The 15,388-nt window shown below is 41.8% G+C and carries 11 protein-coding genes; 4 read left to right on the top strand and 7 right to left on the bottom strand.

Annotation, left to right across the window (positions count from 1 at the left end):
- Window position 1: 1 nt before the first annotated feature.
- The 6 genes from ABJK37_RS09425 to ABJK37_RS09400 form a co-directional block, all read right to left on the bottom strand.
- Window positions 2–1,219, bottom strand: coding sequence for an FtsX-like permease family protein (locus ABJK37_RS09425; protein ID WP_348352413.1), 1,218 nt, complete (start codon window positions 1,217–1,219; stop codon window positions 2–4).
- A gap of 79 nt (window positions 1,220–1,298) precedes the next feature.
- Window positions 1,299–2,654: an ABC transporter permease gene (locus tag ABJK37_RS09420; protein ID WP_348352411.1), complete on the bottom strand. Its 1,356-nt coding sequence runs from the start codon at window positions 2,652–2,654 to the stop codon at window positions 1,299–1,301.
- 9 nt (window positions 2,655–2,663) lie between these two features.
- Window positions 2,664–3,365: an ABC transporter ATP-binding protein gene (locus ABJK37_RS09415; RefSeq protein ID WP_348352409.1), complete on the bottom strand. Its 702-nt coding sequence runs from the start codon at window positions 3,363–3,365 to the stop codon at window positions 2,664–2,666.
- Between the two features lie 25 nt (window positions 3,366–3,390).
- A complete protein-coding gene (locus tag ABJK37_RS09410) occupies window positions 3,391–4,668 on the bottom strand; it encodes an efflux RND transporter periplasmic adaptor subunit (protein ID WP_348352407.1) in 1,278 nt (425 codons plus the stop codon).
- 378 nt (window positions 4,669–5,046) lie between these two features.
- A complete protein-coding gene (locus tag ABJK37_RS09405; RefSeq protein WP_348352405.1) occupies window positions 5,047–7,557 on the bottom strand; it encodes a TonB-dependent receptor in 2,511 nt (836 codons plus the stop codon).
- Between the two features lie 279 nt (window positions 7,558–7,836).
- Window positions 7,837–10,416, bottom strand: coding sequence for a TonB-dependent receptor (locus ABJK37_RS09400; protein WP_348352403.1), 2,580 nt, complete (start codon window positions 10,414–10,416; stop codon window positions 7,837–7,839).
- A gap of 416 nt (window positions 10,417–10,832) precedes the next feature.
- On the opposite strand from ABJK37_RS09400, the gene ABJK37_RS09395 reads away from it, so the two are divergent.
- From ABJK37_RS09395 to ABJK37_RS09380, 4 genes are read left to right on the top strand one after another with little or no spacing between them, the layout of a single operon-like run.
- Window positions 10,833–11,510 (top strand): histidine phosphatase family protein, encoded by a 678-nt coding sequence (locus ABJK37_RS09395; RefSeq protein WP_348352401.1) that lies wholly within the window; start codon window positions 10,833–10,835, stop codon window positions 11,508–11,510.
- 13 nt (window positions 11,511–11,523) lie between these two features.
- Window positions 11,524–12,738 (top strand): acyl-CoA dehydrogenase family protein, encoded by a 1,215-nt coding sequence (locus tag ABJK37_RS09390; protein WP_348352399.1) that lies wholly within the window; start codon window positions 11,524–11,526, stop codon window positions 12,736–12,738.
- Between the two features lie 27 nt (window positions 12,739–12,765).
- Window positions 12,766–13,800, top strand: coding sequence for a phosphotransferase (locus ABJK37_RS09385; protein ID WP_348352397.1), 1,035 nt, complete (start codon window positions 12,766–12,768; stop codon window positions 13,798–13,800).
- A gap of 54 nt (window positions 13,801–13,854) precedes the next feature.
- Window positions 13,855–14,829, top strand: a complete 975-nt coding sequence (locus tag ABJK37_RS09380; RefSeq protein WP_348352395.1) for an NADPH:quinone oxidoreductase family protein — start codon at window positions 13,855–13,857, stop codon at window positions 14,827–14,829.
- A gap of 297 nt (window positions 14,830–15,126) precedes the next feature.
- Here the strand turns inward: ABJK37_RS09380 and ABJK37_RS09375 are convergent.
- Window positions 15,127–15,388: DUF3718 domain-containing protein (locus ABJK37_RS09375; RefSeq protein WP_348352393.1), on the bottom strand; the 262-nt coding region annotated here is incomplete at its 5' end.

The following is a 15,388-nucleotide window of genomic DNA, read 5'->3' as shown; positions in this document are numbered from 1 at the left end:
CTTATGCTGATCTAGTGACAATCGCAGGCGCCACGTTGGCTGCTTTCTTTGCCGGTAGATATACAGCTAACTGATTGACCAATATGATAAAAAATGCAGTGGCGAAAATATAACTCATATCAAGAATATTGACACCACTATCTTCAGTCAGCACAAATGCAAATGCAATACTCAACACTAAACCTATCACTATTCCTATCGTGGTGAGTACCCCGTTTTCTAACATGAAATAACGAACCACATCCCATTTTTTGGCGCCTAATGCGCGCCTAGTGCCAATTTGTTTTTGTCTTTGAGTGACTAAAAAAGAAACCAGTCCAGCCATGCCAAATGCGGTAATGAGTAACAATACTGAGCTTATCACCAACAACATAATTGCATGGCTACCGCGGCCATCATACATGCGTTTTTGAGTGCGGGTTAATACCTCTACGCGATTAACATAACGCCCGTCCACTTTGTATAATTGGTTTCGTATGGTTTCAAGCAACCCATCGGCCATGCCATCTTCGACTCGTATTAGATAACTAGGATCGGCACGGTTTTGCCAAGTTACAAGTGGTTGTAATATGGTTCGATAGGACTGACCAAAATAGTTGAGGTTTTCACCATTCATAAAGTTGCTATATATGCCTATTATTTCTGCGGGGGCCGCACCTTTTTCCAACCAAATGGTTTGACCGAGGGCATTGTTATCCGGAAACAACACCTTTGCCATAGCTTCGCTAATCATGACTATAGGTGGCATGGCAGGTAGTTCATCTCGCTGACCTACTACAATTTCATCTTCCCTAAAAAAGCGTCCTTCAATTAGCGATAGCTGCAATACTTCAGGTAAATTAGCATCTCCAGTAAATATATTCGTTTCGTATTCTTGGGCTTCGTCTGATGCTTCAAGATAGATTGTTTGGATACCTTGAGCGTCAAAAGGCCGCTGAGTAGCGGGACTGACATTGATTACCTCTGGTATTGCTTTTATTCGTGCTAAGTCGTCTATCAAACTTTGACGAACATCAACCTCCAAGTCATAAAACTCCGGGACTGCAGAAATAATATTATAGTGAGGAATACCTGAAGGTAAGTTCCATTCTTTTAGGGTTGAAGTTGTCAATAATAGCGATCCGCTCAACACGGTAAGTGTGATTGCTACTTGGATAATCACTAACATTGCTATGGCTTTGTTGTGTTTGATACTTAAAAATATGGGTTTAATTTCCATTTTTTTCACCTAATTTTTGTTGCTGCTAGTGAATCAACTAGCAGTCTGTATAAAGAGGAAAAGTAAAGAGATAAATCAATCATTGAGCTTTTAGTTGACTGGCTGGCGAAACATTACAAATGCGCCATATCGGATATAAACCCACTAGTAGGGTACAGCTAACCGATACAGTAAATGCCATCATTATCATTTCCCAGTCCATCTGGTGATAAGGCATGAGGTCTGCGGCAGTGCGCACATAATCACTTGCGTACAAACTGACTCGCAACATGGCTTGCAAACCAATGTAGCTGAACAAAATGCCGAATAATCCGCCAATGATGCCAATAAAAACTACTTCGATTAGATGCTGCTGCAAAATAGTGCGTTTTTTGGCGCCTAACGCTCTACGTAAGCTGACTTCTTTGGTACGACGCATAAACTTGGCCAGTAAGATACTGACCGCGTTAATAAGACACACTGCGAAAAACATATAACTAATTACACCGAGCATTTGCTCTCTTCCGATCATTTTACTAATCACCTCAAGTTGATCGTTTATGTTGGTTAAAAAATATTGGTTTTCCCGGGGAAAACGACCTAGACGTTTTTGGGAGTCGATATATTGACCAAGCTGGGTTTTATAGTCCTCCAAATTATGGTTGGGAAGTTTCGCCCAGAAGGTGATCCATGCACATTCAGAGGTTTTTAATTCAGTTAGGTAGTTAGTGCGAAATTTACCTGGATTAGTGGTAGTTGACCAACAGTCAAATCGGGCGTTACGGGGTAAGTCGCTATCAAACGCAAAATTGCTGGGAATAAATGCTTGGTCGGGCCAAGCTTGATAATAACTGCGGTCATAGAATTTTCGCGCTAAAAACCAGTCGTCTAGTACACCTATAACGGTTAACACATGAGTGTTCAGTCGCACTTGTTTACCAACACTGTTGATGCCACCAAACAAATAGTCGTTGCTTTTTTTACTTAATACAATGACCGCTTGAGAAAATTGATCAGCATCGCTATCCCAACCTTTGCCATATAAAAATGGCACTTCGAACATGGTAAAAAACGCCTGATTTGTTGCCACTACTGACGAACGTTGTGGCTGAATTTCTTGCTCTTCGACATTTAAAATACCATTGGTATTCCATGCTAAAGTTTGTTCTACACCTGAGCTAGGTAGCTTGAGTAAATTTTGAGTATCTTGGTAGGTGAGATCTACCATCTGGTTGAAATTTTCCGCTTCATCCGCTGTCACTTCGCGATTGTCTAATTGCACCAAATGAATCTGTTTACTGATGTGTGGCATGGGTATTTTCCCAGCTTGGTGACTTAAGGTTAACATAGTCATAAATAAACCCAGACCGACGGCTATGGCCGCTACCATCAGAATAGTCAAGGAAGGTCTATCGTTGAGGCTTTTAAAAGCCAACTTTAGATTATAGGCAAACATTTTAGGCTCCTACTCTGATTTAATTAATACGTCGGTTTGGTCTTGGGCTAAGTCACTGACCTGACCGTCAAATATCTGGATATTACGATGTGATCTGCGGGCAAGTTGATCATCATGAGTCACCATAATAATGGTGGTGCCTTGTTGATTAATTTTTTCTAGCAGCTCCATAACTTGCTGCGCCATTAATGAGTCCAAATTACCGGTCGGTTCGTCTGCAAGCAAAAACTTGGGTTGACCGGCAATTGCTCTAGCGATGGCAACACGTTGTTGTTGCCCACCCGAAAGTTGCGTAGGAAGGTGTTGCATGCGTGACGACAAACCAACAATTTCTAGGGCATTTTCGATACGGTCTTTGCGTTCTTTGGCGTTAAAACCTCTATAACGTAGTGGGACATCTACATTGTCAAATAGAGGTAATTCTGGCAAAAGGTTAAAACTTTGAAAAATGAATCCTATTTTTTCATTTCTTAGCTCTGAAAGTTGATTGTCGTTTAGGCCTTTAACGTTTTGACCATCTAAATAAAAATCGCCTTCTTCAAAGGTTTCTAGCAAGCCCGCTAAGTTCAAAAAAGTGGTTTTACCTGACCCTGAAGGTCCGGTTACTGACACAAATTCGCCGGCTCCGATGTGCAAGTCAACTTTACGCAACGCATGGGTTTCGATTAAGTTGGTACGATAAATTTTGCTAACGTTTTCCATTTTTAACATGTAAGTTCTCCTGCCATCATTGTGACTAATTAGTAATATTGATTAATTCGCTTGCATTAAATTGGGAAATACTCGATATGATGATTTCATCTCCCTGTTCGAGGCCGCTTAACACTTCCACTTCGCCTATGCTTCTGGCGCCTAGCTGAATACTGCGTTTGCGGGCACTTTGATTGTTGACGACATAGGCGATACGTCCGCCACCTGATTCAACAAATGCGCCTCGTTTTACCTTAAGTACGTTTTCTTTAGATTCAATTAACACTCTGGCCGTGACTCTTTGATTTTGGCGTAACCCTGCTACGTCAGATTTTTCGAAACGGATACGGCCAACTACCTGTCCTTCAAATACTTCTGGTGAAATAGCGGTCACCTCACCTAGGTGAGTTTGGCCGTTGAAATTTATTTCTGTTTTAAGACCAATGCCTAAATCATCTGCATAGTTTTCGGGGATCATGACTTCCACTTCAAAAATGCTCAGGTCAATAATGGTAAGAAGGGGCGCATTGAGCGCAACCGTGTCTTTTTCACGTATGTTGACACTACCGATGATTCCACTGGTAGGAGAGGTGATAGACAAATTTTTCACTTGCCTACGTAGGTCTGTTACTACAAATTCCTGACGTTCGAGTTGGGATTGTTTGCTTTTGAGGTCGAACTCCATTGTTTCTTTTTGTAATTGATGATTTTGTAATGCATGGCGGTAGGCAAGGTCGGCTCTTTTAAACACTGCGACTTTTTCTTCCAGTTCCCGTTGACTTATCAATGAGTCCTGAATACTCAATTCCGCGCGGTTTTTCTCTACTTTAGATGCTTCCAAATTAACCAACGCAAGTTCAATGGCTTGTTGGTTATTAAGCAGTGAACTTTTTATCTGAATTTTGTGACGGCCTACCTCTATCCCTAATTGTTCATAGGTTGACACTTCTTGGGAAAGTTGGTTTGTCAGTTCGGGGCTATAAATTGATGCTAATACTTGCCCTTCTTGTACTTTATCTCCTGCTTTGATTTTTAAGCTCACAATACCAGAAGAGGGGGCAAACACGGTTGGACTATTGGCAGCAATAACTTTTCCTTGAACAGACACGTCACGCTGTAAGTCGCCGATTTGCACTTTAGCAAAGCGTAATTGTGCTTGAGATATAGTTTGGTTAGCGCTAAATAGCCGAGACAAACTTGGCCATGCGTAAACTAATGCGATGACACCTATTACTAACAAAGCAATGCTCACTATGGTTTTTCTGTAAGGAATAGTGGCTTTTTCTATGGCTCTATCTTGTCCAGATGTACTTCTTATATTCACTGTATTGTCCTCAAACACTTTATCGGTTACCGATATTTCTCAACAATTTTTGTTCCATATGGCATGCACTGCAAAGGCCTTGCCAAACTTAAATAGTTATAAATAACAATAAGTTACCATTTCTGTTTGGATGGATAGTGGTGACCGCACACATAGCGGACACAAAGCGAACACAGGCGCACAGCTGATAAACAATTGAGAGTTAGCTTGAGGAGCTTGAACCTATATAGGCGTTTAAAAGCAAAAGGTCACCGCATAACTGGAGTTTGTTTTACTTTTAAAGGGGGAGGGAAGGCAACTGAAACTTTCTAGTTTCAGTTGTATTTTGCAATTAAAAAAGCCGGCGAAGTGCCGGCTTAAGTCTTAACGTTTAGTTGTTTATTCAAACATGTAGGAAATACTTGCGCCAAATGTTCTTGGCTGATTTGGATAAACTTGTATGCTTCCAGATTGAATAGGACGTGGGAACGCTGAAAGGAAATACTCATCATTGGTTACGTTACGTACGTAAAACTGCAAAGTTACGCCGTTTTCAAAGTTTAGACCCGTACTTAGGTTTAGGGTGTTAACTTCACGGGTCACATCTGGGTTTATATTACCTACGACTCGAGTTTCGCTTTCGTAGATATAATCGGCTCGCACATATCCGTACATTCCGTTATCAAACTCAAAGTCATATTTGGCACCGGCAACAATACTTTGTTCATGGATACCAGGCACTGATGTACCTGATAGATCGGCAGGGCCATTTTCATCCTGTCCACCAACGAATGACACATACTCAGGGTCTAAGAAAGTACCCGCTAGAGTTAAGGTTAATTCATCTGTCGCACGGAAAGTAGAATCAAATTCTATGCCTCGAGTATTTTGTTCACCCGCATTAGATAACACATAACCTGTTCCTAAGAAGGTACTTGATTGGAAACCTTCTATCGTTTGGTCAAAAATTGTGGCGTTAAATGACACGTTTGAGAAGTTCGACTTTATGCCTAACTCATATACAGTGGCTTCTTCAGGAGCTGCATAACGTGTACCGTAAGATTGATTAGGTAATTGTAAGCTAGGGATAGCTTCAATTGCGGCTTGATCTGAAGGAAATGGACGTGAGTCACGAGACAAATTCCATGATGAAGCTTTAAAGCCTGTAGCTGCGGTTGCGAAGACGTTCACATTTTTGTTAATCGTATATGCACCACGAAGTGACCAAGTGATCTTGTCATCACTAGTCGAATTAGCTTCAGCGTCATTGGGTAATTCTAACATTTGTGGTTGAAACTGGAATGCTTTCAATGCTTCAACTGTACCTAAAGCCACGGCTTCAGACATTCCTTGACCCATAAATACTTGGTAAAGTGGCACACCATAAACAGTTAAATCATTGTTAAAATCAACCTGAGAAATTGCGTCGGTATTTTCAGATTCAAGGGTGATGTCTTTTTCATCTTTGGTGTAACTGACTCCTAAAGTAGCAGTGAAGTCATCGGTTATGTGGTAATCAAAGTTAACAAATAACGAATAGGCTTCGTTCTTTTGGATAAAGTCGTTACCTATTGTACTACCAGCTCCTAATATATCCCCGGGGTTAAGTGCTGGATACAGCGCTTCTAGGGTATCAAATAGTCCATTTGTTGAAGGCGTAAATGAATTCAATACATCAAAATAAGGTCTTGCCATAGTGCCGTATGTTAATACGTCACCAGTGGTATCTACATTTTCGTCGAAGTAAAACGCACCCACCATCCAATCAAGCTTAGTATCACCTGTAGAGGTTAAACGGAATTCTTGAGTAAAGGTGTCAATTTCAACGTTAGCTTCTTCAATAAGAATATCCAATGAAGTAAAATCAACGTCATTTTTGAAACCAGAGTCGTTAATTCGGTAGGCTGAAATCGATGTAAATGTAAATCCATCAAAATCGATATCTGCTTGCAATGAAACGCCGCCGTCTTCTACAAAGTTTGTTGGATCGTTATTGAGTGCAGATTCGTAAGAGAATGGGTCTTCATCAGAGGTAACCAATCCGCCAAGCGCTTGAACAGCTGCGGCTGTCGGACCATTTTCATAACCTGCTGTGGTACAGCAAGATTCATCAATTTCACTGTAGTCAGCAATAAAACGGAAGGTTGCATCTTCGGTTGGTTCAAACAAAAGTTGACCACGAAGATTCCAGCGATCACGATCATTAATTTTTCCAAGTCCAGAAATACTATCGGTATAACCATCCCGGGTATTCATGCCACCGGATACACTGAACGCTAAGTTATCTGTTATACCATTTGAAAAATAACCACGAACAAGTTGCTGATTATAGTTCCCAATGCTGGCTTCAACTTTTCCTTCCATATCATAAGATGGACCACCAGTACGTACGCTGATTACACCGGCCGATGCATTCTTACCAAATAAGGTACTTTGAGGGCCACTTAATACTTCTATCTGTTGTAATTTCGGTAAGTCACCAATTAAAGCTGCGGCACGTGAACGATAAACACCGTCAATGAATACGCCAACTGAAGGCTCTATACCCGTATTGTTCGTTCCATTACCAAAGCCACGAATAGAAAAACCTGTGTTTATTGAACGTTGAAGTGGTGTCACTCTTAACGTAGGCACTAACACTTGTAAATCGCCAATATCTAACACTTTGGCTTGTTCTACCGTTTCGCCACTCGTTACCGAGACAGCTATTGGGGTTTGTTGTAAACCTGTTTGACGTTTTGAGGCCGTGACAAAAATTCGCTCAATGCCTCCCTCGTCTGCCTCAGCAGTGTCACTTTCTTGGGCATGAATGCTAGTGGTACTTAAAGCACCTAAAATCGCAGACATTAATAGTGTTTTCTTGAATACTCTACTTGCACGCGGGAGGTTATTGATCGCATTTTTATTCATTGACGTTTCTCTATTTTGACTTTCTTGTTAAAAAAAATGACAAACAGTGAATCCCCAAACAGCCTTGAAGCCAAAGACTCACTCATCAGACCTGTAACTTTAGCAAGAACATAAGATGAAAGTAAATGATTGGTTATTCAAATGTTAATGAAAAAACGTGATTGAACAATATAGCTCACATTTATGCATCGGTGTTTACAGGTCCTTAAGTAATACTTAGGGGAAATTAAAAAGCCGGCTAAAGCCGGCTTGTTGACGTATTGTAAATTGTAGAGTGAGTTAAAAGCGTTTTTTGACGGTCACTCCAAAGGTGGCGGGTTCTGCCATATAAGCATTTAACTTACCAGTCTGTAGTGGTGCATTAAAGTTAGTACGGTTGATGTACTCTTCGTCAAGCAGGTTCCGAGCCCAAACGACTACATCCATATCGGACTCTTCAAAGTTCATGAAGAACCTTAAGTTAACGATGTTGTAAGCGTCTTGAATCGCGTAAGGGTCGTTACTTCCATCTAGAATAACTTCGCTCGTGTGACTAAAATCGCCTTGGACATAGCTATAAACACCATCGGCAATGCTAAAGTCTTTCTTTACACTAATAACTGCGTAGTTTTCTGGCTCGCCACCAGGTCTGTCACCGGAGCGATCACAGAATTGGTCTGTTGGATTTTGGCGGCCTGGATCGTCAATGCCAGTATGGAATGTATAGGCTACCCAACAGTTTCCACCTTTGAAGGTTTTGTACTCAGCATCTACAAATGCCCAAGCAAAATTTACCTCAAGGCTATCCATTGGTACCCAAGTCGCTTCAACTTCGAACCCAGAAATCTCATAATCACCGGCGTTCTGCAGGTTAAAGCCGTTACCTGTAAAGGTATTTGCTTGGAAGTCCTCTACAGTAGTGTAGTGAGCTGCTGCATTTATTCGCAAATTGTAATCTTGAATGTCTTTCTTTATACCTAATTCGAAAGACTCAGAAGTCTCAGCATCAAATAATGGTTCAAAACCATCTGCTATTCGGTCTGTATTTGTTCCGCCAGATTTATAACCTGTACCGAATGAACCGTAGACCAAAGTGTCTCGGCTAGGTTGCCAACTTAACTTAACTGTACCAGTTATTTGGTCATCTTCTATAGACTCAACAATGTTAGGACGAGCAGCAGTTGTTGCACCTAACGCATTAAACCCCCAACCTATTGTTTGAAAAGGGCGTATAGCTTCTAGGTCCGCGGCTGTAGGAGCTTGTCCTGTTGTCAACGCTGCAGCTATGTTGCCTAGCGCTACACCGGCCGCGCCAGCTCCAATCGCTAACTCGGTTGTGGACGAATAGAAAGTCGGAAACTCTTGGTCATTAGCCATGTTTTCACTAAATACGGTAACTAAATCTTTAGACTCATCTGTATAACGTATACCTGCAGTTAGTGTCAGCTCATCAGTAAATTGATAATCAAATTGAGCAAATAAAGCGTAACTTTCATGTTCCTGCTGGGCAATATGATCAAAGCCAGTGCCTGCAGGCGCACCTTCAGCAGCGGGAGCAATAAACCCACCGGTTAAGGCACTGATATCATTTAACCCGTTAAGAAGTGGATCCAATGCACCGCCTAATGATGACATGAAAAAAGGGTTGAAAGAGTTATCTGTGTATAGGCTATATGCCAAATCTAGCTCTTGCGTAAAGTAGTATGCACCTAAAATGTAATTTACTTTATCGCCGGTATAATCCAAACGTACTTCTTGTGAAAATGATTCTTGAGTGGAATCGTTATAAGTTCCAAATAGGTCAGCATCCGTGAAGTCAGTATCAAGATTATCGTAAGAATCAAAGTTACGGTAAGCTGAGATTGAGACGAGTGTGTAGTTGTCATCTAGATCCCAATTAATTTCGGCTGACAAACCTTTGTCTGTCATTATGGCCTCTGGTAAAAATGACAGTGCTACCTCTCTATCATAAAAGGCATCTCCACCTGGGAAAACCGTTCCACCTAAAGTAGGCAACGCTGCATCTGAACCATACACCCCAGGTAATTCAGTGGCTTCAAAGTTACTAAGTTGAACCGGTGCTCCACAACAGATTTCGTCTATTTCTGAATAGTCTGCAATCACTCTAACTGATAGGTCATCGCTAGGCGTGTACAAAGCTTGGACTCGTGCTCCCCAACGGTTTCTGTCGTTAAGTATGTCATCACCTAGATTGACATCGCTGATTGTTCCATCTCGTTGACTGCCAAAAGCAGTCACACGAAATGCCAATACGTCTTCTATCGCAGAAATTGATGCAGCCCCAGACAAGTTAACTAACCCATAATTGCCTACCGTTGCTTCAATAAACCCATCGCCACCGTCATGACTCGGCTTAACTGTACTAACGAGTATGGCGCCAGAAGGGGTGTTTTTACCAAAAAGTGTACCTTGTGGGCCACGCAATACTTCTACCGCTGCTACGTCTACCAGGTTATTAATCATTGAGTTTTGACGAGCGCGGTACACGCCGTCTACATAAAGACCAACAGAAGATTCAAGTCCAAAATTTTGTGATGATGTACCTACGCCACGTATCGAAAAACTTGAGTTAGTGGCACTTTGACTTTGAAATGCGCCTAAGCCAGGGACATTTGTTTGCAAGTCATACATGTCTTTAATGACCGCCTCGGCCATTTCATCACCGGTAAAAGCAGTGACCGATACTGGAACTTCTTGTAGGTTCTGAGCTCTTTTTTGCGCGGTAACCGTTATGGTTTCTAAGCGGCCTTCTGATTCTGCCTCTTGAGATAAAGCGAGAGTGCTTGTCAGTGTTAAAGACAAAGCAACCGTGCTTGAAATGGCAGAACGTGTAAAACATTTAGGGAGAGTTTGTGTCATTTTATATTCTCTTTATGCTAGCGAAGCTAGTCTAGTTTTGGGCTACTTATATTTAATTTGTAGTGGTGACTCCGTGTTCTAATTTATCGCCCTTAAATACCCCACTGATCAGACCTGTAACTTTATCAAAAATCTTGGTTTAAAGTAAACGTTTGGTTTGTAAATTGTTAATTGCGAGGTAAGTGTAATGCAAAGGCGTTTACATATTCACCAGTAAATTCACCTTTGTAATTACGCCAGAATAATAGCTCTTTCTATAGCTTAGACTACATATGGTGTAGAAGAGTCAGATTCCAGTGGCAGATTTCGATTAAGTATTATAGATATCCTAAATGTAAAATAATTAAAATAATAAATTCAACTAATAGTTCTGTTGGTAATACTATTTGAACAGTTATCGAACGAGCGGAGATTATGTGTCTGAATTTTATTTGGTCCGACATGGGCAGGCTTCATTTGGAGCCAAAAATTACGATAAACTAAGTAATCTTGGTCACCAGCAATCGCGATGGTTAGGTGAATACTTCAGTGCAAGAAACATTGCTTTTTCACATGCGTTCATGGGAGATATGGTTCGTCACAGAGAAACAGCCCAAGGCATCATGGTTGGCTCAAGTCATAATCCTATTGTTTCCATTGACCCAGGGTTTAACGAATTTAATTTTCAAAATATTGGTGACAGTTATCTCTCGCTAAATCCACAACGCAAGTTGCCAGAGAATCCTAAGCCAGCAGATTTTTATCGGTTATTAAAGCTCGCAATGTATGCATGGTCTGAGGATCAGTTGCATGATGAATCTCTAGAAGAGACTTGGGCAGGTTTTAGAGAACGAGTGCAAGCTGCGTTGCATAATGTTTGCCAGCAAGGCGGAGACAAACCTATTTTGATCGTTAGTTCTGGAGGCGCGATTTCCATGTTAATGAGTTTGGTTCTAGGTTTAGATGCCAAGCAAGTGATAGAGCTAAACATGCAAGTCCGCAACACCAGCATTAGCCATTTTTACTTCAACAAAAATACAATACGTTTAGCAAGTTTTAACAATATTCCTCATTTAGACAGTCCAGATAGACTGGACTCCATCACCTTTAGCTAAAGGATATACAACTATGAATTTTGATTACTCTGACAAATCCCAAGACCTTATCAACCGCTTACAGGCATTTATGGATGAGCATATATATCCTATTGAACAAGAATATATTGACGCTGTACATAACAACCCAAATCGTTGGTCAACCCCTCCAATGCTTGAAGCGCTTAAGCAGAAGGCTAAGGATGCAGGACTATGGAATCTTTTTTTACCAGAAGAATACCTTCCTTATGGTGCCGGACTCAGTAATCTAGAATATGCGCCACTATGTGAGCTGATGGGTCGAGTCATGTGGAGTAGTGAAGTCTTTAACTGTAGCGCTCCAGATACCGGTAATATGGAAGTGTTGGCGCGTTACGGTTCAGAAGAAGACAAGAAAAAATGGCTGGTACCTTTATTAGAAGGTGAGATTCGTTCTGCTTTTGCTATGACTGAGCCAGCTGTAGCCTCATCTGATGCCACTAATATAGAAACTTCAATTACACGCGATGGTGACGAATATGTCATCAATGGGGTGAAGTGGTATACCAGTGGAGCGATGAACGAGAATTGCAAAATCATGGTTGTTATGGGTAAAACCGACACCTCTGCTCCCCGTCACCAACAACAATCGCAAATATTGGTTCCTATGGATACTAAAGGAGTCACTGTCATTCGACCTATGGCTGCTATGGGCCATTATGATGAACCTGTTGGGCATGCAGAAGTTTCATTCGATAACGTGCGTGTGCCAGCTGCTAATTTATTAGTGGGTGAAGGCGAAGGTTTCGCTATCGCCCAAGGTCGTTTAGGGCCTGGTAGAATACACCATTGTATGCGTTTAATTGGTTGTGCACAGCGCGCTTTAGATTTGGCATGTGAAAGGGTAGAAAACCGTATCGCGTTTGGACAGCCTTTGAGTAAACAACAGTCAATTCGGGAACGGATCGCTCAAATGCATTGTGACATAGAGCAAGCTCGGTTGTTGACATTAAAAGCGGCCGACAACATGGACAGATACGGTAATAAAGTGAGTAAAAACATCATCGCTGCGATCAAAATTGTGGCCCCTAAAATGGCGTGTAACGTAATCGACCAAGCCATTCAAATGCACGGTGCAGCGGGCACTAGCCAAGATTTCATTTTGGCCGCAACCTATGCATATGCTCGAACTATCCGTTTAGCTGACGGCCCTGATGAAGTGCATATGATGCAACTAGGCCGAAACTTAATTAAAGATGCTAATGCTTAGTCTGAATTTATTAAAGAGGAAAATGTTATGACTGATAGAGGCTCAGTTGATCAACTAGACGAGCAACTTCTGGCAGATTACTTGACTCAACACGTTGCAGGTTTTAAAGGACCTGTAACCGCTACTAAATTTGCAGGTGGCCAATCAAATCCCACTTTTAAACTGCAGACTGCCAATCAGTCTTATGTATTGCGCCGACAACCTCCCGGTAAGCTACTTAAGTCAGCACATGCGGTTGACCGAGAATACAAAGTATTAGCTGCATTAGAAAACTCTAGTGTACCCGTTGCTAAGGTCTATCATCTGTGTGAAGACACGACAGTGATCGGCAGCATGTTTTACATCATGGAATATGTGGAAGGGCGAGTTTTTTGGGATAGCGCATTACCCACTATTGCTGATACGCAAACTCGTGGTCAAATGTACCAAGATATGGTTGAAGTCATGGCAGCGCTGCACAGTGTCGATATCGAAAAAGTCGGCCTGAGCGATTACGGTAAACCAGGCAATTATTATGAGCGCCAATTCAGTCGCTGGAGTAAGCAATATAAGCTGTCAGAGACCCAAGACATCCATGAAATGCAACAATTAATTGCGTGGCTAGAAAAACATTTGCCTGAGGATGACGGCAAAGTATCGCTAGTGCATGGTGATTATCGTATGGACAATTTAATGTTCCACCCTTCAGAACCTAAAATATTAGCCGTTTTAGATTGGGAATTGTCGACTTTAGGTCATCCATACGCCGACTTAGCCTATCAATGTATGCAATTACGATTACCTGAAAATGTCGGTAAAGCGACTGGCTTAGGAGGCATTGAAAGAGCACCACTGGGGATCCCAGAAGAACAAGAATATGTCGACGCTTATTGTAAATTGGTGGGCATTGACAAAATCGATAATTGGAATTTCTACTTAGCTTTTAGTTTCTTCCGCTTAGCGGCTATTGCTCAAGGTGTGGCAAAACGAGCAGAAGACGGCAATGCATCGAACAAAGAAGCCCAAGCTGTTGGAGCTATTGTTAAACCTTTGGCTCAATACGCCTTAAAACTTACTCAATAAAACAGCAAGCCTTAAAGGGCTTGCTGAAATACTAGATATTTCACGGAGAATGTAATGAAAGCTATTGTATGTGAAGAATTTGCCCCAGTTGAAAAATTACAATACAAAGATGTACCCGACCCTGTTGCTAAGAAAGGTCATGTAGTTGTTGACGTCACCGCATGCGGGGTTAATTTCCCAGACGGATTGCTGGTTCAAGGTTTGTATCAGATGAAGCCTCCGTTCCCTTTCGTGCCTGGTAATGAAGTCGCTGGCGTCATTAGTGAAGTAGGCGAGGGCGTACCTCACCTTAAAAAGGGTATGCGAGTGATTGCTATGTGTATGTTGGGAGGATATGCCGAAAAAGTATTGTGCCCAGCTACGCACATTATGCCTATTCCAGATGAAATCCCCGATGATGAAGCCGCGGCGCTTGTCACTGCACACGCGACTGCTCATCATGCGCTTAAACAGCGCGCTCAAATTCAGCCAGGTGAAACGTTATTGGTGACTGGAGCCGCTGGAGGAACGGGTTTAGCAGCGGTTCAAATCGGGAAAGAAATGGGGGCCACGGTGATTGCAGTTTGCTCTACCCAAGAAAAATTAGATATGGCTAAAGCGAACGGCGCAGATATTCTGATTAACTATACCGAAACCGACTTAAAAACTGCAGTCAAAGAAGTAACCGACGGCAAAGGTGTGGATGTGGTATATGAATGTGTAGGCGGAGATACGTTTCACGCTTGCTCACGAAGCATGGCTTGGAACGGTCGATTATTGGTGGTGGGGTTTGCTGGTGGCACTATTCCAGAGTTTCCTGTCAATTTAGCTTTGGTTAAAGGTTACTCGGTTATGGGGATTTTCTGGGGCTCGTTTACCCAACATCAGCCTAAGGACTTTGCTGATAACATGAAAGAATTATTAACTTGGTATGTGCAAGGTAAAGTTAAAGTAGTCGTTGACGAAGTGGTTCCTTTAGAAAACGCCAAAGACGCATTGAATAAAGTTATGAATCGTGAAGTAAAAGGTAAAATGACTCTGAAGCCATAAGAAAGTAGAGTTGGATTCTGGGACTCATGTTTCAAAGCATTTTAACTGAAGAGTACTCCGAACCTCTCGGTGAATAGAATACAAGGATGTGAGCAACAATATTGTCTCACATCCTTGTCTCAGATTTTATGTGACACTGCCGTTTACATGAGTTTTTTTACAACCAAAAAAAACGGCCTCAAAGAGGCCGTCTTCCTATGGTAAATAACCTTCTGTTTAAAGAGATTGCTACTTACCCACCATGTTGAACGTTTCGGTGGCCGAAGCCAAGTTCGTTCTAGAACAATTCTTTTAAGCTTATATTCTGTCGTTTAGTGCAGCGACGATAGGTGAAGCGTCTAAGCCATTTTCAGAGGCCCAAGCGAGTACCGTTTTGCCGTCTTTTTCTGGCGAGCTTAAGTCACCTTTAGGCATTTTTTTGACCATCAAGGTACCTGTTTCTACTGCATTGTTTAGCATAGCGGTACGAATAAGGCTGTTACCGCCACAAGACACACCAGTGTAGTAATCTTTAAGTTTTAATCTGAAATCAGACTGAACACGTTTCATTTTTTTACGT

The sequence above is a fragment of the Paraglaciecola sp. genome (genome assembly GCF_039964565.1).
GTDB lineage: Bacteria > Pseudomonadota > Gammaproteobacteria > Enterobacterales > Alteromonadaceae > Paraglaciecola.
Note: the sequence above shows the minus strand (reverse complement) of the source record. Positions and strands in the feature narration are given on the sequence as shown.